General features: G+C 36.4%; 20 protein-coding genes and 3 pseudogenes. 8 read left to right on the forward strand and 15 right to left on the reverse strand.

All coding sequences use genetic code 11. The annotated features are described in order from the left end of the window. Positions 1-99: 99 nt before the first annotated feature. The 4 genes from K9V48_RS11040 to K9V48_RS11055 all read right to left on the reverse strand — a co-directional run bounded on the left by K9V48_RS11040 (position 100) and on the right by K9V48_RS11055 (position 5,758). Positions 100-1,119 carry a LacI family DNA-binding transcriptional regulator gene (locus K9V48_RS11040; RefSeq protein WP_224139058.1) on the reverse strand — a complete coding sequence of 340 codons (1,020 nt, stop codon included), beginning with the start codon at positions 1,117-1,119 and terminating at the stop codon, positions 100-102. Between the two features lie 192 nt (positions 1,120-1,311). Then, entirely contained in the window at positions 1,312-3,537 is a 2,226-nt protein-coding gene (locus K9V48_RS11045; RefSeq protein ID WP_224139059.1) for a YhgE/Pip family protein, read from the reverse strand. A 75-nt stretch (positions 3,538-3,612) separates the two neighbouring features. Next, positions 3,613-4,185, reverse strand: coding sequence for a TetR/AcrR family transcriptional regulator (locus tag K9V48_RS11050; RefSeq protein ID WP_224139060.1), 573 nt, complete (start codon positions 4,183-4,185; stop codon positions 3,613-3,615). A 241-nt stretch (positions 4,186-4,426) separates the two neighbouring features. Continuing rightward, entirely contained in the window at positions 4,427-5,758 is a 1,332-nt protein-coding gene (locus tag K9V48_RS11055) for a hemolysin family protein (RefSeq protein WP_224139061.1), read from the reverse strand. 222 nt (positions 5,759-5,980) lie between these two features. Between K9V48_RS11055 and brfA the strand changes: the two genes are divergently transcribed. Then, positions 5,981-6,226: a ribosome rescue factor BrfA gene (gene brfA, locus K9V48_RS11060; protein WP_224139062.1), complete on the forward strand. Its 246-nt coding sequence runs from the start codon at positions 5,981-5,983 to the stop codon at positions 6,224-6,226. 24 nt (positions 6,227-6,250) lie between these two features. Here the strand turns inward: brfA and K9V48_RS11065 are convergent, their stop codons facing one another. Continuing rightward, positions 6,251-7,228 carry a ring-cleaving dioxygenase gene (locus K9V48_RS11065; protein ID WP_224139063.1) on the reverse strand — a complete coding sequence of 326 codons (978 nt, stop codon included), beginning with the start codon at positions 7,226-7,228 and terminating at the stop codon, positions 6,251-6,253. 287 nt (positions 7,229-7,515) lie between these two features. Here K9V48_RS11065 and K9V48_RS29060 point away from each other — a divergent pair. The 3 genes and pseudogenes from K9V48_RS29060 (at position 7,516) to K9V48_RS11075 (ending at position 9,161) form a co-directional block, all read left to right on the forward strand. Further along, positions 7,516-8,162, forward strand: a pseudogene (locus tag K9V48_RS29060) (GerAB/ArcD/ProY family transporter). Further along, positions 8,134-8,652, forward strand: a complete 519-nt coding sequence (locus tag K9V48_RS29065; protein WP_263432802.1) for a GerAB/ArcD/ProY family transporter — start codon at positions 8,134-8,136, stop codon at positions 8,650-8,652. Before K9V48_RS29060 ends, K9V48_RS29065 begins: the two are co-directional and overlap by 29 nt. Positions 8,653-8,942: 290 nt before the next feature. After that, positions 8,943-9,161, forward strand: a complete 219-nt coding sequence (locus K9V48_RS11075; RefSeq protein ID WP_224139064.1) for a hypothetical protein — start codon at positions 8,943-8,945, stop codon at positions 9,159-9,161. Positions 9,162-9,242: 81 nt separating this feature from the next. Here the strand turns inward: K9V48_RS11075 and hemH are convergent, their stop codons facing one another. From hemH to K9V48_RS11090, 3 genes are all read right to left on the reverse strand, one after another. Further along, positions 9,243-10,205, reverse strand: coding sequence for a ferrochelatase (gene hemH, locus K9V48_RS11080; RefSeq protein ID WP_224139065.1), 963 nt, complete (start codon positions 10,203-10,205; stop codon positions 9,243-9,245). 95 nt (positions 10,206-10,300) lie between these two features. Next, the gene (hemE, locus tag K9V48_RS11085) at positions 10,301-11,353 is read right to left on the reverse strand and encodes a uroporphyrinogen decarboxylase (protein WP_224139066.1); all 1,053 of its coding nucleotides are present in this window, start codon (positions 11,351-11,353) and stop codon (positions 10,301-10,303) included. Positions 11,354-11,590: 237 nt separating this feature from the next. After that, positions 11,591-13,729: a transglycosylase domain-containing protein gene (locus tag K9V48_RS11090; RefSeq protein WP_224139067.1), complete on the reverse strand. Its 2,139-nt coding sequence runs from the start codon at positions 13,727-13,729 to the stop codon at positions 11,591-11,593. A 254-nt stretch (positions 13,730-13,983) separates the two neighbouring features. Between K9V48_RS11090 and K9V48_RS11095 the strand changes: the two genes are divergently transcribed. Next, positions 13,984-14,457, forward strand: coding sequence for an antibiotic biosynthesis monooxygenase family protein (locus K9V48_RS11095; protein WP_224139068.1), 474 nt, complete (start codon positions 13,984-13,986; stop codon positions 14,455-14,457). Between the two features lie 310 nt (positions 14,458-14,767). Further along, positions 14,768-15,106 (forward strand): annotated as a pseudogene (locus K9V48_RS11100) (hypothetical protein); the annotation flags it as partial. Positions 15,107-15,183: 77 nt separating this feature from the next. Here the strand turns inward: K9V48_RS11100 and iscB are convergent. Further along, a complete protein-coding gene (gene iscB, locus K9V48_RS11105; RefSeq protein ID WP_224139069.1) occupies positions 15,184-16,452 on the reverse strand; it encodes an RNA-guided endonuclease IscB in 1,269 nt (422 codons plus the stop codon). Between the two features lie 257 nt (positions 16,453-16,709). On the opposite strand from iscB, the pseudogene K9V48_RS11110 reads away from it, so the two are divergent. Beyond that, positions 16,710-17,536 (forward strand): annotated as a pseudogene (locus K9V48_RS11110) (hypothetical protein); the annotation flags it as partial. Positions 17,537-17,719: 183 nt separating this feature from the next. Here K9V48_RS11110 and K9V48_RS11115 read toward each other — a convergent pair. The 6 genes from K9V48_RS11115 to K9V48_RS11140 form a co-directional block, all read right to left on the reverse strand. Then, on the reverse strand, positions 17,720-18,439 hold the full coding sequence (locus K9V48_RS11115; protein WP_224139070.1) for a hypothetical protein: 720 nt from the start codon (positions 18,437-18,439) through the stop codon (positions 17,720-17,722). After that, complete coding sequence (locus K9V48_RS11120; protein WP_224139071.1) at positions 18,436-19,182, reverse strand: hypothetical protein; 747 nt, start codon at positions 19,180-19,182, stop codon at positions 18,436-18,438. Before K9V48_RS11120 ends, K9V48_RS11115 begins: the two co-directional genes overlap by 4 nt. Then, complete coding sequence (locus K9V48_RS11125) at positions 19,163-20,065, reverse strand: ABC transporter ATP-binding protein (RefSeq protein WP_224139072.1); 903 nt, start codon at positions 20,063-20,065, stop codon at positions 19,163-19,165. The genes K9V48_RS11120 and K9V48_RS11125 overlap by 20 nt, the downstream gene beginning before the upstream one ends. After that, positions 20,065-20,445: a GntR family transcriptional regulator gene (locus K9V48_RS11130; protein WP_224139073.1), complete on the reverse strand. Its 381-nt coding sequence runs from the start codon at positions 20,443-20,445 to the stop codon at positions 20,065-20,067. The genes K9V48_RS11125 and K9V48_RS11130 overlap by 1 nt, the downstream gene beginning before the upstream one ends. A 312-nt stretch (positions 20,446-20,757) precedes the next feature. Continuing rightward, positions 20,758-21,204 carry a hypothetical protein gene (locus K9V48_RS11135; RefSeq protein ID WP_224139074.1) on the reverse strand — a complete coding sequence of 149 codons (447 nt, stop codon included), beginning with the start codon at positions 21,202-21,204 and terminating at the stop codon, positions 20,758-20,760. Positions 21,205-21,257: 53 nt separating this feature from the next. Beyond that, entirely contained in the window at positions 21,258-21,902 is a 645-nt protein-coding gene (locus K9V48_RS11140; protein WP_224139075.1) for a phosphatase PAP2 family protein, read from the reverse strand. Positions 21,903-22,073: 171 nt separating this feature from the next. Here K9V48_RS11140 and K9V48_RS11145 point away from each other — a divergent pair, with 171 nt between their 5' ends. Next, positions 22,074-23,276 (forward strand): M20 family metallopeptidase, encoded by a 1,203-nt coding sequence (locus K9V48_RS11145; RefSeq protein WP_224139076.1) that lies wholly within the window; start codon positions 22,074-22,076, stop codon positions 23,274-23,276. The last annotated feature ends 120 nt before the right edge of the window (positions 23,277-23,396 follow it).

The following is a 23,396-nucleotide window of genomic DNA, read 5'->3' on the forward strand; positions in this document are numbered from 1 at the left end:
GATGACGAAACATCGTCATCCTTTTTGTGTAGAAAGATAAAATATTTTTTAGACTTATCCGACCGTCTTCAGCTGAACAAGACTGATGGAAGTCCTATTTTAAGATGTCGCTACTAGCTTCCTTTTCTTCATTGTTGATCCACGGATAGCTAGTTTCATAGAGAATATATGTTTTTCGGTAGAACGAAATTGTCTTTTATGTATTTTTTCAAAGGCGACCTCTATTGATTTTATAGCCATTTCCTCAACTGGCTGTACCACTGTAGTAATCTTTGGGTCAAATAGCTCTGAAATTTCCATGTTGTCAAAACCAACAACAGCAAAGTCTTCAGGAATATTCCATCCATGTTTTTTTGCTTCCGAAATGAAACCAGCTGCGACAGAATCTCCACCAGTAAAAATTGCTGTTGGTTTGATTTTCATCTCCGTTATCTTTCTGAAAATTTGTTTTCCATCTTCAATACTAGCAACATTTTCAAAGTGGAAATTCTCATCAAAGGTACAACCAGACTCTAATAATGCCCTTTTAAATCCTTTCTCCCTCGCCTTCATTCCTTCGCTTACGATACCGTTAGAACAATAAGCAATCTGTCTATGGCCCATTTCAAGTAAATGCTTTGCCACGTTATAGCCGCTTGAAGCTTGATTCATATACACCATTGGAATTTGAGCATGCTCAATCATTTCATTGCAAAGCACGATTGGACCATAATTTAAATAAGCATCAATGATAGACCAATCATTTTCAATCGAAGTCATAATTACTCCATCCACCTGCTTGGTTTTAAGGAGATTTAAGTAATTTAGTTCCTTCTGTTTGGAGAATTGTGTTTGACAAATAATTAGCTGATAGCCTTTTGCAGATGCAGCCATTTCAAGTATTTCGATAAGCTGACTAAAAAAAGGCGTCGATATTTTCGGAATTAAGACAGCTATGATCCCTGTCTTATTATTTCTTAAACTTCTTGCCGCAGAATTTGGAACATACCCCAATTGCTCCATCGCCTGCTGAACAAGCTTTTTTTTCTCCACTGATACATATGGATGGTCATTTAAAACTCGGGATACAGTCGTTCTTGATAATCCTGCTAACTTCGCAACATCTTTTATGGTAGACAATGTTCTCCCTCCCCATTAGTTCTTTGTTGTCGCCCATCTCATCTTATATATGGAAACGTTTTCATTTATTTTAATTATATGAAACTATCACAATAAATTCAATCCCCTTTTACAAAAATAGTTAATTAACATTGAGAGTAGAACACATGTAAGGGAAAGAATTATCTCTTTCCCTTACATGTGTCAATAGTATTAAGCAGGTATATCTTCATTTAGAATATGTCTTTCCTTCTTCACCTTCAACGTAAAGTAGACAATTGTTCCGATTACCGCACAAACTAAAAATCCAACTAAAACGAGTGCTTGTGACCACATATCAGTAAAATCTCCACTTGAGATAATTGCTTTAAATCCAGCAACTGAATATGTCATTGGTAACCATTGATTTATTTTCTGAAATATATTTGGAATTAACTCTAACGGAAACGTTCCAGCACTTGTTGTTAATTGCAAAATTAATACAATAATTGCAACAAAACGACCAGGATCAGCCATCGTTGTCACCAAAAATTGAACAATTGCCATAAATGTTAAACTAGTTAATATACTGAACAAGATAAACAATTCTACACTTTTCACTTCAATACCTAATCCAAATAAAAGAATGACATCTGCTAGAATTGCTTGAACGACTGCAACAAAGAATAAAACACTGAATTTGCTTAAAAACCATGTAAATCCTGATTTTGGGATCCCTGATGATTCTCTTAGTGGAAAGACTACAGTTAATAGTAATGCTCCAACAAATAATGCTAGCGACAAGAAGTATGGCGCAAGACCAGTTCCATAGTTTGGCACTTCATGTAATTCTTCGGTATGAAGATCAACTGGATTGGCAACCATATCGAATAATTCATTAGAACCTTGAGTCTCTTTCGTTTCCTCAGATGCTTCTCCTAGCTTCGTCGAAAGCTCACTTGTTCCATCAGATAACACTGTTAATCCGTTATTGATTTGATCAGCTCCATTTGCTAGTTCCGTTGATCCGGCTTCTAAAGCAACAGACCCATCAGCTAGCTGGCTGATCCCTTTTTCGAGCGCTATTCCACCGTCTTTTAGCTGTTTCGTTCCTACTTTCGCTTCCGTAATTTTGTCGCCGAAAACACTTAAGCCAGATGTAATTTTGGATTGTCCCTCATTCACCTGAACTGCACCATTGTATAGCTTTTCTTGACCAGCTGCTAATTGATCGATCGTATCTTGAACTATAACAGTACCATTATAAATTTTTTCAGTACTTGCTGGTAACTCGGCTACGTTTTTGGTAAGCTCACTAGCTCCCGCTGCCAATTGATTAAGATTTGAAGCTAATTGTTTTCCTCCTTGATCTAAAGAGCTGAGAGCTTCAGCTAACTTTTGTAACTCCTGTTTATTTTGTTCAGGTAGAGGCATTGCTTGCAATTCTGTCATCATGTCATTTACGTCTGTCATCACTTGCGATAAATTTTGTGACAGCTTAGCTGCTCCCACACTTGCATCAATACTTCCATCTGCAAGCTGATTAGTGCCAGCGACTAGTTTTGAAGCACTATTTTTCAACGTCTCTGTTCCACTTGTTAAACTTGGTAGCGATTTTTGTAATTCCTGCATTCCTAATCGTGACTCATTTAAGCCTGTTACTAATGCTGATGTGCCAGCTTCAGCCTTCACTGAACCATTATATAATTCATCTTGACCTTGCTTCATGGTAGCTAATCCTTCATCTAAACTACTAACGCCATTTGCTAGCTCTGATGAACCTGTTGATGCTTCCTGTAAACCATCTTTGAATGTGACTGAACTTTTCACCAGCTCATGAAGACTCTCATCAAGAGTGCTAGAGCCTTTCTTTAGCTCGCCGACTCCATCGTTAATTTTATTCGCACCGTCACTTGCTTCACCAATTCCATCTGCCATTAATTCGATATTGTCAAAAATACTTTCTGCATATGTCTTTGTTAGCGACGACGCAACCTCTTCTTTTATTTTCGTAACAGCACTTTCACCAATTTGTCCCGAAATAAAGTTATAAGCTTTATTCGTTTTAAAAGAAAGTTCTAAATGCTGTGGTTGAGCGTCTTGTAATGTTGTTGCATTGCTAGAGAAGTTTTCAGGAATTTCAATCACCATGTAATAATCATGGTTTTCAAGCCCTTTATCTGCATCTTCTTTATCAACAAAATTCCAGTCAAAGCTAGCATTTTCCTTTAAATTTCCAACGAGTTCATTCCCAACGTCTAACTCTTTTCCTTCATATGTTGCACCACGATCATTATTCACAACAGCTACGGGTAACTCATCAAGTTTTCCATAAGGATCCCAAAAAGCACTAAGATAACCACCGCTATACATTAACGGGATAAACAACACTCCAATTACTGCAATGAGAACCTTTTTATTTTTAAATAATGCTTTCCATTCTTGTTTTATTAAAGACATCTATTTCAACCTCCTACATTTCAAAGTGACCAATATATCAATTTGGTCATATTTTCGCAAAAAAGAAGAGGATCATCAGATCGACAATCCTTTTAATACATACAACTCAAGTAGCTGAGCAATTTTTTCTTTTTCAAGTGGTTCGTGATTTTTTTCCCAATCAAATATGAGTGATACATAAAGCTTTAAGAAGATAAATGACGTAAGCTCTGGATCACATGCTCTAATCTCCTTGTTGTCAATTGCTAGGATGATTTTTTGTTTAATATAGTTTAAAACCATCTCTTCAACTTTTTGCACGCCTTCTTTTACCGCTTTTGTTCCTAATTCATTACTTTCTTGATAAATTTTTATCGTTAGTAGATGTGTTTTGCGAAATTCTAAAATACGATAAATCGCTCGATGCACATTTTCAAAAAAAGATTGCTGTGGTTCAAACGCTTCATCCGCTGCTTCCTTCATATCAGCTAGTAATCTTTCTATGATTTCAGAAAATAAGTCTTCCTTGTTTTTATAAAAGGTATAAATGGTACCCTTTCCAACATTCGCCAGACGGGAGACTTGATCCATTGTTGTCGCTTTGTAACCAAATTGAGTAAAAGATCTGGTTGCGGCATCGAGAATATGTTGCTTTCGGTTGCTACTCAATACGACCACTCCTGCTCTTAAAAATGACCAAATGATCATTTTGGTCATTTAGTATGAATGTAATATAACATAATGCTTCTGTCTTTTCAATAAATGTCTTCCTTTTCATCACGGAATTCATTCTGAAGTTCTGGCCACTCATTATTCTGCCGAATAGTAAAATTGAGTTTGCTCTCTGGCTAACAAAGAACCTCTAGCTTTGATCAGCTAGAGGTTCTTTGTTATCTTTTAATTGTCCTACTTATTGAAAAGCTAGTACATCTGTATGAAGCTTTTTCTCTATTTTTATTTTTTCTAGACGATTATCTTTAATCGTTTGAACTGTAAATGTAAATTGGTCATATTCTAGCACAGTATTTTCCCCTTCTTCAGGGATGGTACCGATGTGGTTAAGAATAAAACCAGCAATTGTATCAATACTAGGGACTTCTATATTCATTTGAAATTGTTCATTAAAGTCATCAATTAATAATGATCCGCTTGCAATAAATGTGTTCTCATTAATCCGAGTAAGCTCTCCTTGTATTTCATCATACTCGTCATCAATTTCGCCAACGATTTCTTCAATCAGATCTTCAAATGTCGCAATTCCAGAAAATCCACCGTATTCATCAATTAGGATCGCAATATGATTCTGTGTCGCTTGTAATTCTTTTAACAAGTCATCAATATATTTTGTTTCAGGTACAAGATAAGGGACACGTAATAAATGGATGATATCGACATTTTCAAAGCCCACTTTACGTGCTTCCGCAAAATAATCTTTTATATTAAGGATTCCAATGATCGTATCATAATCTTCTTGATACACTGGAATTCGTGTATAATTTTCAGATAAGAGTAAATCAGCAACTTTCTCCTTTGGAGTATTCACGTCAATCGCAAATGTAGCTGTACGAGGTGTCATTATTTCCCTAGCAATTTTGTCATCAAGTTGGAATACACCTTTAATCATCTCAAGTTCCTCAGCGTTGATAGTACCATCTGCTTGCCCAGCTTGAGCTAACATTTTTATTTCTTCACGAGAAACTTTCTCCTCTTGATTATTTCCTAGCCTTGTTAACTTGACTAAAATATTAGTCGAGAACGATAATAATTTCACAAATGGCATCACAATTTTGTTAATAAACAAAATAGGCTTAACCGAAAACATCGCAATTCGTTCGGCGTTTTGTAAGGCAACCCGTTTAGGAAATAACTCACCAAATACGAGTGTGGTATAGGATAATATGATGGTGATAGCAACCACTGATATTTCGTTAGCATACGGGATGTCCCCTAAAATACCAGAAAAATATTTAGCTAATCCTGTTGCAGCCGAAGCACTTGAAAAGAACCCAGCAAGTGTAATACCTACCTGTATTGTTGCGATAAAGCTACTTGGATCTGCTATGAGTTTTTCGAGGAGAATTGCTTTTTTATTTCCTTCTCCCGCTAAATGTGCGATGCGGTTTTTGTTCAGTGAGACTAATGCCATCTCAGAAGCTGCAAAAAACGCATTCAATAAAGTTAAAAACGCAATTAAGATCAGTTGACCAATAATAAAACTATCGGGGTCAGCAGAACTGTTCATTCAGTAAATCTCTCCCTTTTTTTAAGTTATTACTATTATACTATAGTTCAGGATGAAAATATAAGATTACGAACTAAATTCACTTGCGAGATACATGCATTTACAATCAGGTCCTGGTTGTTGAACTAATTTACAAAATATTACTTTCCACAAATTAAAATAATCATATTATAATAGAAGAAACTTGATAATTACTTTATTTATGTTAGGGGCGTGTAAAATATGGCTAAATCAAAGGCAAGAAAAAGTAGGGAAAAACTGGTCAGAGAAGGAAAAATCGATGTAACAATCAGACGTGGAAGCTGGGGAGTTTTGAATCCAAATAGTCGTCAAACAAAATCAAAAAAAGAAACAATAACTCGAATGCAAACAAAACACCGAAAGAACCATTCTCACGCACATTATGATGAGAATGGTTCTTTTATTATTAATAATCTCATAGTGAACTCTTTGTTACCCAATTTTTGAACATCTTTGTTTAATTTTCTTCTATCATTCTTTAATGAATTCTTTTGTACTTCTTACAGTATCAATCGGACGAACTAATTTCTCGATTTGTTCACGTTTTGGTTCTAAGAATGGAGGTAAAGATAATTTTTCTCCAAGAGTTTCATATGGTTCGTCTCCCATAAATCCTGGACCATCTGTTGCAAACTCAAATAATATTTGTGGTGCAACTCTTGCGTACAATGATCCAAAGAAATGACGATCAACATAGCCAGACGTTTGGAAGTGGAAGCTTTCTAGACGTTTCATCCATTCTTCTAAAACAGATTTGTCTTCAACGCGGAATGCTGCATGGTGAACTGTACCAAAGCCTTGTCGTGCCTGAGGAAGAACTGCATTGTATTCCACAACAACTTGCGCACCATTTCCGCCTTCAGCAACTTCAAATAAATGGAATGCTCCTTCTTGCGCTATTTCTTTAAATAATAGAACTTTTTCCAGCATTTCTTTAAAATAATCAAAATTTGCAATCCGAACAAAGATTGGTCCTAATCCTGTAATAGCATACTCTAATGGGATTGGTCCCTTTTTCCATGGTGTACCAGCTGCAACACCTGTATTGTTTTCATCTGAGATTAATTGATATTGTTGATCATCAAAGTCAGCAAAAGAAAGTGTCTTTTTACCAAATTGTTCTTTTACACCTGTATGTTTTACCTCTAGTCGATCAAAACGGTTTACCCAATAGTCAATCGCTGCATCACTTGGTACACGAAAAGATGTTTTTGAAATCTCATTAGTACCATGCACACCTTTAGGAATACCAGGGAAATCGAAGAAAGTCATATCTGTACCTGCGTTACCTTCATCATCCGCAAAAAATAAGTGATATGTCTGAATATCATCTTGGTTAACGGTTTTCTTTACTAAACGCATACCTAAAATATAAGTGAAAAATTCATAGTTTTTTTCTGCGCTACTTGTAATGGCTGTTACATGATGGATTCCTTTTAATTCATTCATAATTGTTTCCTCCAATTGATCATTATTTTATGCTCGCTTCTTTTGTGTAGATTTACTACTCGAGTCACTAATCTATTTTCCTATATGTTGTATTGACTAATTGTTTTTTAAACAGATTCCCTTATCTCAAATTAAAATATCTTTAATTCGAAATAAATATATCATGGATAGCATTTGCTGTCAATTGTAAGAATAACGCCTGCACTTAAAACTACTTCTATTTTTTGTTCATAAATATAGTAATTTGATGGGAGATTAATTAGTAATAAATAGTGTTGGGGGCAATTATGCTTGAAAAGGGAAAAATAAACTCTGGTGAATTTCTTATATTAGTCATCGCATTTACAATTGGAAGTACGATACTTGATCTACCTTCCTTACTTATAGGCATATCAAGACAGGATGCATGGATTGCTTCCGCATTAACGACTTTTTTTAGTTTATCTTTTATCTTCATCTATAACCAAATAGCCACACTCTATTCATCCGGGACTTATGTCGAAATTAATGAAAAAGTATTCGGAAAATGGATTGGTAAAATCCTAGTACTTTTCTATCTTTTTTATTTCTATTATCTTTCTGCAGGTATGATTAGAGATATCGGGAATTTTTTTACTTCGGATATATTGGTTGATACACCTATTGAAGTAGTTATGATTCTTTTTTTATTAATTAGCTTATTCGGTGTCCAATTAGGATTAGAGGTCATCAGTCGGACTGCGTTAATTTTTTTCCCTTGGATAATAGCTTTGCTTTCCATATTAATCTTATTTCTTATCCCAGAAACAAGCTGGAAAATATGCAACCTATTTTAGGAGACGGATTGAAACCAATTATTAAGAGCGTATATCGCAATTTAGGACTTCCCTATTTAGAGCTTGTCATCATTTTAATGATCACACCTTATGTTTCAGAAAAAACAAAAAATAAATAAAGCCTTTTATATAGGAACATTAATTGGAGGAATCGTCTTAACCATCTTGGTTATTTTCAGCATTTTAATTTTGGGTACTGAAACTTCCTCAATAAATGCCTATCCTTCTTATGCATTAGGGCAAAGAATTAGCATTGGCGGCTTTCTAGAACGGATTGAAGTCATTGTAGCAATTATTTGGGTATTAACAATCTATTTTAAGGTGACGCTTTGCTATTATGGGCTCTCGATTGGATTAGCTCAAGTCCTTGGATTGAAAAGTTATAAAATCTTGCTTTTCCCATTAGCGTTTTTAATCCTTACTTTTTCTATCTTTGCCCATCCAAATATAGTGCATTTTAATGACTTTACTTCTTTAACGTGGACACCTTACTCCTTAACGGTCTGTTTTTTTCTTCCGCTGTTATTATTAATAGTGGGAAAAGTGAGACAAAAACGTTCTGCTTCCAGTGTAACTAAACAGACAGATAAACAAGATTCCAAAATATGATTTACATATCATTTATTCAGAAATTAATTGGTTACTGATCTACCTATTTCTTATTAGTTTTCTAGATAACTGACTTGCTTCATTATGTAGATAGCATCTTATCAGTTAAACATTTTAGTTTATATTGTACTTATTCTAATGAATTAACGCCTTGTTTTTGGCATCCTTTACTATACATGTTCGTCCAATAGACACTGTCAACTTTGAAAGATTCACGCAAACATTGTATAAAATTCTGAATTTTCGTTCATCATACTACTAAAGAATAGTATTTAGGAGAGGTGAAAATCATGCTAAGTCAATCAAAAGGATTGTCAGCTGAATTACTAAAAGAATACAACCATTTACAATTAATGTGGATTAGAGGAAAAGGCTATTTAGCTTACAATACAAAGAACATTGAGGCCACAAACTTAGTGCGATTTGGTGAAGATAAAGAAAACGCACTAAAAGAGTTTGACCTTTTGGTTTTTAATCATCTTAAGGAACAATATAAAAGCGATGGATAATATATATGGATCTTTTCAAAAAACGCAAAAAAGCGACCATGTTCATTTCATGAAAATAACGTGGTCGCTTACACTATTTCACTACACTTGGTAACTGTTTTCGTTCATAATTGAATTGCTTACATTCAACTGCTTTAAAACAACAGATGCAAGGCAATCAATAAATTCTGGTTTTGCATTCGGCATTTCTGGTCGGTAATAGCCCGCTCCAAGTTCATCTGTAATTACCTTACATTCATAATCATTGTCATATAACACTTCAAGGTGATCTGCGACAAATCCAACAGGGATATATACAAAGGTTTTATGACCTTTGTTAAATAACTCTTTTGTTAAGTCTTGGACATCTGGCCCTAACCACGTTTCTGGTGTATTTCCAGCACTTTGCCAACCGATAGCATAATCGCTTACTCCAGCAGCTTCAGCAATTAGGTTAGCTGTGTCTTGTAATTGCTGTGGATATGGATCACCACTTGCAATAATTTTTTCTGGAAGGCTATGAGCAGAAACAACTAGTATAGCCGTTTCTCTCTCTTCGGCGGTCATGTGGTCATATGTTTCTTTCACACGGTTCGCCCAATATGTGATAAATTTCGTCTCTGTGTACCAGCTTTCAACAGAGGTCATTGTTATCCCAAACTTTTCTGCTTCTTCTTTAGCTCGTCCATTATAGGACTTAACACTAAATGTTGAAAAATGGGGTGCTAATACGATACTCACTGCCTCAGTTAGGCCATCTTCATGCATTTGCTTTACCGCGTCTTCGATAAATGGCTCAATATGTTTTAAGCCAATATATAAGGTAAATTCAATTTCGTCTTGAATTTCATTTAAATGTTGCTCAAGCTTCTTGCCTTGCTCCATTGTAATTTTTGCAAGTGGGGAGATTCCACCAATTGCTTTGTAACGATTTTTCAAATCCTGAAGCATTTCCGGTGTAGGTTTGCGACCACGACGTATATGAGTATAATAGCGTTCAATATCCTCTTCTTTGTAAGGCGTTCCATACGCCATGACTAATAATCCCACTTTTTTCTTACTCAAAATGCATTCACCTCTGGTTGCTTTATTTCTATTTCATTAAAATGATTTTCCCACCTTTAAGGTTTCACTAGCAGTTAATCTGATACACTTTTCATTTAAGCATATACCCTTGCTTTTTTTGAATAATCATGAATAAACGCAGTTAGTCTCTTTAACGTCTCTGGATTCACATCAGGGAAAACCCCATGCCCTAAGTTGAAAATATAACCACCATGTTCCATCCCTTGATCTAAAATGGCTTTTGCTCTTTCTTCGATCACTTCCCAAGGCGAAAGTAAAATCGCTGGGTCCAGATTACCTTGGAGTGTTTTCGTTAAGCCTATTGCACGCGCTTCTTTAATTTGCAATCTCCAATCAAGACCGACAACATCTATAGGAAGATCATGCCATTCCTTCGCTAAGTGGCTAGCTCCTACTCCGAACATAATTAAAGGCACATTTTCCTTTTTTAATTCGCTAAAAATTCTTTCCATTGTTGGCTTAATATAAAAACGATAATCTGCTACGTTAAGAGCACCTACCCATGAATCAAATATTTGAATCGCTTTTGCACCTGCATGAATTTGCGCTTTTACATAAGTAATGCTCATTTCGGCAAGTTTGTCCATAAGTGCAAACCACGCTTTTGGTTCTGAATACATGAAGGCTTTTGTTTTGTTATAACTTTTAGAAGGTCCACCTTCAATCATATAACTAGCTAATGTAAATGGAGCTCCAGCAAAACCAATAAGTGGAACTTCAAGCTGTTCCTGAGTAAGAAGCTTTATCGTATCTAACACATATGGAACATCACTTTCTGGATCTATTTCGCCTAATTTTTCAACGTCGCTTAATGAGCGAATTGGGTCATCAATAACCGGACCGATTCCTGGTTTGATTTCAACATCTACGCCAATCGCTGGCAATGGTGTCATAATATCTTTGTAAAGAATTGCAGCATCTACATCATACTGTTCCACTGGCAATCTCGTTACATATGCACATAGCTCAGGCTGATGTGTAATTTCAAATAGGCCGTACTTTTCCTTTATCTTACGATATTCAGGTTGTGAACGACCTGCTTGTCTCATATACCAAACTGGAACATAGTCCGTCTTTTCTCCACGACACGCTTTTAAAAACGTATCATTGATTTTTTTTTCAGCCATCCAAAAAGTCCACCTTTCTATATAAAAAGAGGAAACCTCTGTCATCAAATAATATTAATTACAATATAATAACTATTCTATATTAAAGCTTCATCCCTTTCAACTATAACGTTTTCATGGGACGATGTATAGCTAAGAGGAGCAAATGTCGAAAAATAGACGAAATCAATGATATCAAAGTGTTAAGCTAGTTGTCTAACGGTTATTACAAGGTTTTATTCTTCTGATTAGATATGGTTAATTACTGCTAAACAAGCTAGGCTTTATGAATTCTGTTGCCACACCTTCTTCATTCGTTTGAACATTAAACGGTGCCACTTTATACGTACTTTCAGAAAAAACATTTATATACGGAATTTCATAAAACCCCGTTCCAGTTACTGTGCCAACTAACTTTTGTTCATTTTCTGTTTGTTCATAGATCCGGTACTCCACTCGGTCATCATTTTGTGCTTCCCATTCAAGTGTTAACGTAATTAAACCAAGAGGCTTAAACGTATATTTTGAATTAACTTTCTTGATATCCTCAATTCTTATTGGGCTCTCTAAATCATTGACTCCATCTGGAATAGAAAATGCCACATTTTGCTCCCACTTCGCAGTCGTTAAAATATCTTTAAATAGTTTTGTTGGATACGAGCTTCCATGCTTTAAATAATGTTGTTTATTTGTCTGATCATAGCCCATCCATAGCGCCCCAACGACATTTTCTGTAAAACCAACAAACCACGCATCCTTTGTCGCTCCTTCTATACCAGTAAAAGACGTTGAACCTGTTTTACCAGCTAGTTCTCCTTGAAACAGCCCATTTTGCGCGGTACCGTCACTTACAACATGTTGAAGCATTCTTGTCATATCCCAAGCAGTTTGTGGCGAATACACTTGTTTTATTTCTGGAAGGTTTTCAGCAATCACTTCACCAGCTTGATTTGTTATTTTTTGAATAAGATGATACTCACTATAATTCCCATCTGTTGTAAATGTTCGATAGGCATTCGCCATTTGTGTAGGAGTTACCCCTTCCGATAAACCACCTAATGCAATTGCTAAGCCCTGATCGTTAATCGGCATGCCAACTTCTTGTAAATATTCCTTACTTTCCGTAATCCCTATCTCAGATAACGTCCATACAGCTGCGGCATTTTTAGAAGCAACAATCGCATCAAACATTGAGACCTCACCAACATATTGATTATCATAGTTTTCCGGTGTGTAATCCCCGTACGTGAGCTTCTCATCCTTAAGCAAAGAATAGGGCTGAAACTGCTTTGACTCAATTGCTGGTGCATATACTGCTATTGGCTTGAAAGTAGAACCTGGTTGTCTTGGCACATTTAGGCGATTAAGCCCTTTTGGAACATAGTCTCGTCCCCCGATTGCTGCTAGAACTCCCCCTGACTGATTATCCATCAGAATAAACGCACCTTGTGCTAATTCATCTGTACCTGGAAAATACTCATTCCTTTGAAATAAATCATAAGCCGATTTTTGAAGCTTGACTTGAAGAGGTACGGTTATTGTATACCCACCTCTTAACAATTCCTCATTAGAAAGCGCATATTTTTCCTCTGCTTCATCAAAAACCATATCAATATATGTCGATAACCACGGGCTCTCTTGCTTTTTATTTACCTGTAATTTCACAGTTTTCCCTTGTGTTCTGACTACTTCATCATAGGTAATATATTTCTGGTCACCCATTAAACTTAAAATGACATCTCTCCGTTCCTTACTTTTTTCTACATTTGTAATGGGCGAATAAGTAGAAGGGGCCTTTGGTATTCCTGCTAGTAACGCTCCTTCTTCCAATGTTAGCTCGGAAACATCTTTGTTAAAATACAATTTAGCTGCCGACTTAATTCCATATGCACCATGCCCAAAGTAAACCTGGTTTAAATACATTTCTAGTAATTTCTTTTTACTATAACGCTTCTCCAAATTAATCGCGATAATGGCCTCTTTTGTTTTACGAAGGAATGTTTTATCATTTGTAAGAAAGATATTTTTCGCTAACTGCTGAGTAATGGTACTTCCACCCTCTACCTTACTACCAGCAATCATATCCTTATAAATTGCTCGTCCTATCGCTTTCATATCAATGCCATGATGCTCATAAAAGCGTTGGTCCTCGACAGAAACAAACGCCTGTTGAACATAATCTGGTACTTCAGATAGATCAACAAGTTCCCTATTCTCTACATAAATCTTTGTTAGTTCATTACCATCTATGTCAACTAGCTTTGAAGCCGTATTCATGACTAATTTTTCTTCATCAATGACGTAATCCCCTATAAAAATAATAAATAAATATCCGATAAAAGCGAAGATTACGGCCAATAGAAATATAAGTCCTGATAAAAGAAGTTTCTTTTTCAAATGAGATCACCCCTTTGTCCTTCTTTAAAAGATAAGAAAGTATAAATTTTTTTGACTTAGTTTTCGTGTCCAGCGCAAGCGCCTAGCCCCTCTTGGGTCTAAGCCTGAGGCTGAACAAGGCGCTTGCGCTTTTCTTAGTATTGTTAATAATAGGAAGGTATATGTGTTAAAAACAATAAAAATGGAAATAATTTTTAATTTTTTGGTATACTAAATCGATCTGATAGCATATTTAATGATGAGGTGATGAAAAGATGATGCTTTACATAACCTATGGAACTGTTGATTATTTAGCTAAACTTGTGAAAGCGCATAACGATAAAAGGCTACGACTTATGGCGAATAATGATACAGCAGTCTTATTTCACGAAACTGATGGAGCCTCCATCTTTAATGTCCCAAAAAGATATGAAGTATTAGAATCTACCGGCAATTTGTTGCATGGAAAATTCGCTGTAGTAAACAATATTCCTGTTTCGTATGAAGGAAGACCTCTTTATGAAAAACGGTTTAGTGATCGAGCACGCCTACTTGAAAAACAACGTGGAATTACAGCTATTCGAGTACTACGTCCTGAGAAAAGTGATACATACATCATTCTAACATTATGGGAAAACGAGCAATTCTTCAAGGCTTGGCAGGATTCACTCGCGGGAATTGAGCAGCAACATACCTTCCCACGTCCATCCTATATCACAACATACTCTTCAATCGACATTGAAGACTAAAAACACTCCACTCCCTTGCAGAAATTGCAGGGGATTTTTTTAATAGAAAGCTTTATACGATACCTACCTCTTCAATCATCATTACTCCTAAAAGGACCATATTGCTTCTCCAATATTTTGACAGCATGTGCATAATTGACAATATTTCCATGGAAATGACATCGTCTTTCTACATAATGAAGAATTATTCTAAACCTGTTGTTCCATAGATTGCATTGAATAAATTTTTTTCACACTTCTCACCTCTAATTACTCTCATTCATACAGTAATAATAAAACCCACCATGGGCTTTGTTGAGGAGTGATGAAATTGGAAGTATCACTTACACTCATACATTGGATCTATTTAGTATTCATCGTAGCCATCATCGGTTTTATGCTCTTTCGTCGCGATACAACCATTGTATGTATAGTTGGCATTCTTTCACTAGCTGCAGTATCTACATTGTCCATCAGTGATTCTGTTAGTAGTCTTTTTAATAGCTTTATCTTTGCGATAACAGAACTATTACCAACCATTCTTGTCATTTCAATTATTGTCGCAATGAGTAAAATATTAACGATATCAGGAATCAATGAGGTGATGATTTCACCTTTCGCAAAAGTCATTAAAAATCCTACAACAGCTTTCTGGACAGTCGGAATTTTAACAGTTTTCCGAAAGAAGTCCCCTTCCTCAAGGAACGAAGTGAGTAGGGATGGGATGAATTTCGGTTAGGCGTTAGCCTAAAGATTCTCGACATATTGCCAGTTATTATTGTGACTGAGAAACTCGCAATCTTTTAGGTTGACCTGTTTGTACGACTTATTAGGCTTCGTGATGTAGCTCCCATGAATATCTTTGATATACCCCATACCTGTCCCAGTAAATCCTGTAATATATCCAATTTGCCCATATACTCGTACTCGGTCATTCAGATAAAATCCTTTCAGTTGTTTCACATTCTTTTTGTTTCGCTTGCTCTCGATATTCTTTGTCTTCCGGCCTTTTCTAGCTGTGGCTTCATGCAACGAACGTTTTTTCTTACGAAATTGCTTGATATAGAAGACGGATTTACTCATTTGCTGAATCGTTTCTATTCTACTTATCGCAACCGCATCATTCGCATGAGTTTTTTCTAGTCCTAACTCTTTTCTTCGTGGTGTAGTGACTGACCCATACGTCACGTTAGCCTCCGGGTACTTTGTAAATACCCGTTTACGGAAGATATTCATGAACGTTCCCTCTTTGTATGACGGTAATTTTTTGCCTTCTTCCATCCACTTCCATAAGATTGCACCCTTTTGATGATTCTCATGCGTATGGCAATCTGTACATACTGTAATGAGGTTATCAGCTCGATCACTGCCTCCATGTGAACGATAAACAATATGATGCGTATTCAAAATACCGCCCTTTTTCTTACACACTTGACACGTATAATGGTCCCTTTCGAATACAAAATAACGGACATCGTGATAGCCAAGTGTTTGCCCTTGTTGATACTCTTCACCTTGTATCTCAGGATTCATCATCTTCTGAATATCGAACTTACCTACTTCTATCGTTAACAGAGGATTGGATACAAGAGATAAAAACGTATCGATCCAGTGAAACGTGTTATCTAGGCGACATTGTATACTTGGTGGTAGCCAGTTTTCGTGGCGCTTACGGTTGCCAAATCGCGGCTTTCGATATCGGCATTTTCGGTTACGTCTACTTCTTCGGTAAATACGTCTTGTTTCTAATAAACTCTTAACATCTTGACGTACTTCTACCTCTCCTTTGGCAAGTACCTTGTCATTGGTCGTAACCGCTATCCCTGTGTGTTTAGCACCTAAATCTACACCAACATTAATAGGTTGTTTGTAGCCACTACTTCCATATAGAAGTTGGATCGTAAATGGTTGATAGCTTACGATCTTTGCTTTCTTTTGTTTGAGCAAGAGTCTCGCTTTTCTTGGTTTGCATGGCATTAAGGCTTTCCCATGCTTATTAAGTACGAATACGAACATGACGTATTCCCTCCTTTTGGAGTTCGTTTCCCTTCGCCAATGTTGGAATGGCTTTGCGGTAAAACCGCCAAACTAGGTTGACCGTTCCTACCCATTTAGAACTATTACAGAGCCTACACAGAGCAACGGACTAGGGAATCATCCGAGGGTGTGATAACCATCCCAACGTAGTTCTCGTAAAACTTAGGCTAGACAACTAAAGGCTTTTTCAAGCCCCCACTTCAAGATTCGTTAGAATCTAAGTGGTGGGTAGTTGACTGATGTTCATCTCTTTGTTCTTTTGGCCATCACCAGCTGTTGCATTAATCGAAGCTGTCTTATTACCTGTTGCCATTCGAGCAGGTCTCCCTGCTTTAGGTGTTGCCATTGCAATGAACTTGTTCGGTCACGGAATCGCTCTTTCTGGTGATTTCATTATTCAAGCTGCTCCAAAGCTTACGGCAGATGCTGCTGGAATTCCTGTAGATGACGTTATCACTGCGAGTATTCCTCTTGTACTTACAATGGGGCTCGTGACGACAATCACTGCGTATTTCATTTTAATGAGAGAGAGTAAGCTAAAAAAGACATTTCCAACTGTAGCCATTGCATCACCTGTACAAGAAATAGATGAGAAATTGTTATCTCCAACTTCTAAGAAAATCCTCGCTATCATGATCCCAATTATTTTTCTAGGAGATGTTGTTATCATGTCCACACTAAACTTATAAGGTGGGGACGCAACAGCATTGATCGGAGGTACTGCGTACTCATTTTAATTATAACAATCTGTTTAGCACACAAGAAGCAAGGATTTGAGCAATCAACTAACTATCTAATCGAAGGATTTCAGTTTGACTTTAAGGTATTTGGACCTGTCATTCCAATTGCAGCATTTTTCTATTTAGGGGATGCTGGTTTCTATACTATTATTAGAGAATATTTACCGCAAAACTCGGAAGGAATTGTCAATGATTTAGGAGTAGCACTTGCAACGATTGTGCCGTTAACACCAGAAGTTGAGGCAATCACATTAACAGGTGTTGGGATTTTAACAAGGCTTGATGGCTCAGGATTTTCAGGTATTTCCCTTGCTGGGTCGATTGGGCTTGTTGTAACGACGATTGTTGCGATGTTCTTGATTTAGGGATTTCCTCTACAAGATAACTCGCATGCATAACCTCAAAAAAAGTAAATCTAACAGTTCCTCCATTTAATGAGTCCTTGTTAGATTTACTCGTACTACTTATTTATTCAGATTATAATGTTTCACACGGTTACAAATTGATTATTCCGTTACAAATTGGACTGCTCCCTCTACTTCTACATTCTTAGGAACACGAATATAAAGGACATTTTCTCCACCGATGCGATTCACATCAGAAAATAGATCGATGCCATTTCTTGATGTGAATTGGGAAATCGTAAATTCCTTAGCAAATTTGCCAACATGAATATCTATCATATTAGTATCACTAATTGTTAATCGCTCTTCTTCTAATTCTATCGTAAAGGGGACAATATCATCAGTTAGTTCAATATTCTCGATAATTGTTCTTGTATAATATTGTGTGACCTCTACCTGATTATCCTCTACATCTTTTCTCTCTACCAATATAAAAGCACTACTATATTGCTCGTCTACTTGAGTGATTTCAAGCTGCTTCCCTTCATAAGGAAAATCCCACTGCTTCTTAATTAAAACACCGTCTATGTTTTCTTTCTCTATTTGCTTTCCTTCAGATGCAGCATTGATTAACAAGTGGCCTGCCCGCTCTGCTTTTGCTAATTCCTCCTGATTTTCAACAACCTTATTTAGAGATTCCTCAATCGGAAGTAGATAAAATAATACAACGGCTACAAGCAATAACGCTCCGTATACACCTAACACCAATTTCAAGTTAAGTTTTTGTAAAAGCGTCCCTCTCTTAATCGCATTCACACCTTTATAAATGATTGCAATAATAATGATAAGGAGCAAAATTTGGATAAGTGAACCTATAATCATTGTCTCACCTCCATTTTATTTGCTAGAATAATAGAACCGTAAAACAAGATACTAGCTGTCACAATAACCTTCAATACAAAGAATAATAAAGAGGTCTCTTTTACAAAAAATTTAACCGTCTCAAGTATAATAGGTGCTTCCTCATTCTTGTTTATACTCAAAAACAAATAACCAAAAAATACTGCCGGAAGTAACACACTGAACCATTTACTTATTTGAACGAGCACTCCAACTAAATATCCTAGAGAAGCTACTAATAAAACGTAAAAGGTGCTAACAATCATTCCTAAAAGCAATTCTTGAAAACTAATGATTGTTCCCATCACATTTCCATCATCTAAAATAAAGTACATCACAACCTTTAATAAGATTCCGGAAAGCATTGCTGTGACCCCACCAATGATACTTGCAAATACTAAAAAACAGATATTGGAAAGGTTGCTGCTAAATCGATTTGCTACAAACACAAAATCATCATTTCGATACGCCTTCGTTGTGATAATAATCGCACTGATAAAGGACCAAATCATTGTAAATATAATGATGATATCCCCTGTGTAATAGCTAATATTCAATGAGTAACCATCAGAACTCGTCCCCATTGAGCCACTTCCATTCATCGATAGGAGCATGCCAACAACTTGAATAATGAGCAGTGAACTAAAAATACTTAAATGCGCTTTTAGCTTATACAGAAACTGGTTCTTCACGACGGCGAATAACTTAACCTCTGCTAAATACATCATCAATTCCTCCCTTCGTTTTACTCGTTAAATATGTACACAGGTCATCTGCAGCGACTGATGTCATTTCAACACCTCTATAGCTAGCATGTTCTTTCTCTGAATCTGTAAAATTATTTTTCACAACAATATAAGCACTGTCTAACCCTATCCGCTTTTCATAAAGGATTTCTCTGTTTCCTACGATTTCATTCACAGCATCTTCTTGCCCATTTAAACCAATCGCATATTCCTTCAGATCCGCAATCGACATATGCAGAGTCATTTCACCTTCCTTTATAAGGAGAACATCTTCTAACAGATCCTCGATTTCATTTAATAGATGACTAGATAAAATAATCGTCCGGGGATGCTCAAGATATTCCTTTAGCAAAGCTCGGTAAAAGTCTTTTCGTACCGCTGAATCCATTCCTGTCGTCGGTTCATCCAGGATCGTTAACGGACATCTTGCCGATAAAGCGAGAATCATATGAAACGTACTTTTCATTCCTTTGGATAAATGTTGATGACGCTGTTTTGGGTGAAAAGAAAAATAATCGAAAAGACGTTCAGCTAACTCTTGGTTCCAATTTGCATAAAATGTCCCTGCAGTGTGAAGGATATCTTTCAACGTTAATGAGCTTGGAAAACTCATTTGGTCATCAATATAAATTCTATTTGCGGACACCTTTAAATTGTTAAATGGTTTTTCTGAAAATACTTGTACGTCTCCAGCTGTTTCATGTAAAAATCCAGCTAATACTTTTAAAAGCGTTGTTTTTCCAGCTCCATTTCTTCCAATGAGCCCTGTTATTTTATTTTCCTGAATCGTAAAACTTAGTTCATTTAGCGCCTTTTTCTTGCCATACACTTTTAATAGCTTATTGCAAACAACAACATTCATCATACTTCCCCCTTACCTTTGTTTGCTTCTTTAATCATCTGTAGCAATTCATTTTCACTAACACTCAATCGTTCTGCTTCCAAAACAATTTCTCTTACTAAACGCTTCAATGTTTGATTTTTTCTTTTAGTAAGAATCATCTCTTTTGCATCAGTTGAAACAAACATCCCCAGTCCTCGCTTTTTATATAAAATTGATTCATCGGCTAATATATTTAATCCCTTTGCTGCAGTTGCCGGATTTATATTAAACATGTCCGCGAGCTGATATTGTGAATAGATCTTTTCATCTTGTTTGATACGCCCACTCAAGATTTCTGTTTCTAGCCATTCTGCAATTTGCACATAAATTGGTTTTGTACCATCTGTATTCAGAATCAAGCGAAAACCTCCTTTCACACACCCTGTAACATAGTGCATTACTGTTGTAATGCACTATGTTGTAATTCCCATTATAATACATCTATGGTATGGAAGTCCATATAGAAAAACAACCCTATCACATTTCCAAAGTCCAACAGAAAAGCGCCTATTACATAACTAAAACAAAAAGGCTTGATCAGATAATTCTCATAAAAAATGAGCTTGGAAGGAATTCCCCAAGCTCATTTTTGAGTAATCTATTTCTTATTTTCTCGTTCCTTCAATAAATCTTCTGTAACAACTAAAAAAAACACCTACTCCCCATTGATTTTATTCCATCATATCCTCTATCTTCCCAGAATCTTTGTACACATAATACCAACCATAAGTAGCTGTATGTGAACTATCCTCATGATTTACAATCTCATACATATGGACAACATACTTATTCCCTTCTTCATGATCAACCTCAACATGCAAAAAATGATTATCCCCAAGGCCAAGGTGCTCACGAACTAATGACTCCGCATCTACTTTATTTATGGATATGGTATTTTCGTTTTCTAATTCTCTTTGATTACTTTGAATATCGCCCGTAGATGTCACTTCTTGAACTTGACCATTTTCGTCTTTTGTTTCCTTTTCTATCTTATCGGTTTGTTTCATTTCTACTTGCTCACTTTTTTCCTCCAATGGCAGCACAGTTAGTTTAGAAGAACACGCAACAACACTAAGTAATAAAACGAATAGGCCGAAAAGAATCAAAAATTTCTTCATGAAGTGACCATCCCCTCTCTTACAATTAACCAACCTTTAAGCGAAAAACGACGTTAAAAAGAAACGTCGTTTTTTACTTTTCTTTGTTCTATTTTCGTCCGTACTAGCTGATCTACTGTGATCATCGCAATTAATACAAGGCCCCCAGCTATGAAACCACCGATTACGTCAGTGAAAAAATGCTCCCCTTCTACTAGCCTGCTAAAACCGATAAAAATAAGTAAAACGCTAGTACTCGTGATCACTATTTGTTTCATTTTTTGGGTTTGACTTGCCTTTACTACATAATATGTAATCATTCCAAATAGTAGTAGTCCGACCATCACATGTCCACTTGGAAAACTAAAGCTATCTTCTATATGTTCTGGAAAGGATGGGCGCTCCCTTTCAACTATTGCTTTTAGCACCTTGTTACCAACATTTCCAATAAGAACGGATAAAAACAAGATAGCTGCCGCGAGAAAGTTTTTCTGAATAATGATAAATAATAGCATTGATAAAAAAAGAATTGCAATAATTCCTACAGTTGACCCAAGCATTCCAATCCATTCTAGGACCAGAATTAAAGATTGGTCATGTAAGGTATACATTCCCTTACCAATAGATGTGTCGAACTCATTAATACCATTCGTTTTAATTAACATGACTAAAACGATAAATAGAAAAGTTAACAACAATGATAAATTAATCCTTTTCACACTTTTCCTCCTAATCAGACTAAATTCTTGAATTTTTTAAACTTTACAACTACAATCTAGCTAATGTGAACCCATTTTTATTTTAAACTATTTTAATTGTTATGCCATACCCTTATTACATAGCGTTTATCTATCTGACTTTTACTAGTACCACTCAAGAGGAGGAAAACTATGCTTGATCATCTATGGTCATTACTTGATACCCATTATTCAGAAATGGTAGAAATTCGTCGCTATTTACATATGCATCCTGAGGTTTCCTTTAAGGAAGTAAAAACGGCAAGCTATATTGTCAATTATTATGAGAAGCTTGGAGTTGACGTAAGATCAAATGTAGGTGGGAACGGTGTTGTCGCAACAATAAAAGGTGATTTACCCGGACCAACTGTTGCTTTACGAGCAGATTTTGATGCACTTCCGATTCAAGACGAAAAGGATGTCGAATACAAATCAACTGTACCAGGTGTAATGCATGCATGTGGTCATGATGGTCATACAGCAACATTGCTTGTTCTAGCGAAGGTTCTCTTTAATAATCGACATCTTCTGAACGGAAATATTGTCCTTATTCACCAGCATGCTGAGGAATATGCTCCAGGCGGGGCGTTGGCTATGATTAACGATGGTTGTTTAGATGGCGTCGATGTGATCTTTGGTACCCACCTTTGGGCAACTTTGCCGGTTGGAAAAATTGAATACCGAGTTGGTCCGATAATGGCCGCCGCAGATCGATTTGAAATTACAATCCTTGGGCAGGGGGGCCATGGAGCACAGCCTCATCAAACAAAGGATGCCATCTTGATTGGTTCCCAAGTCGTCAGTAATTTACAGCAAATCGTTAGCCGGAAGGTCGATCCCGTTGAAACAGCGGTCGTAACAGTCGGTTCATTCGTTGCGGAAAATGCTTTTAATATCATTGCTGATTCTGCAAAATTAATCGGCACTGTACGGACATTTGATGAAGATGTACGAACGCAAATTGAACAGGAAATTGAGCATGTTATAAAAGGAACTTGCTTAATGAATGAAGCTCAATACGACTATCAATTCTTAAGAGGTTACCCACCTGTTGTAAACCATCCGAATGAAACGGAATTTCTTAAAAACGTCTCCGCGCACGTTCCTGGAATTCATACGATTGAAGAAAGTCCGTTACAAATGATTGCGGAGGATTTCGGTTATTATTTGCAGCATGTGAAAGGAACATTCTTTTTCACCGGTGCAATGCCAGCAAATGAAAAACACGCCTATCCTCATCATCATCCAAAGTTTGACATTGATGAAAAATCACTACTTATCGCTGCAAAAACACTATGTAAAGCAGCTATTCAGTATCAGCTCGATTCAGTGAACGGTAATCAGGTCTCATTATAAGAATGAACACAGATCCCCAGAATAATGGACCTTTAACGTATCCATAATTCTGGGGTCTTTTTATTTAATAGACTGGCTTTTTATTTTTAATATTACCGATTTTACTTTCACCCATGTCAA

Source organism: Metabacillus rhizolycopersici (assembly GCF_020075705.1).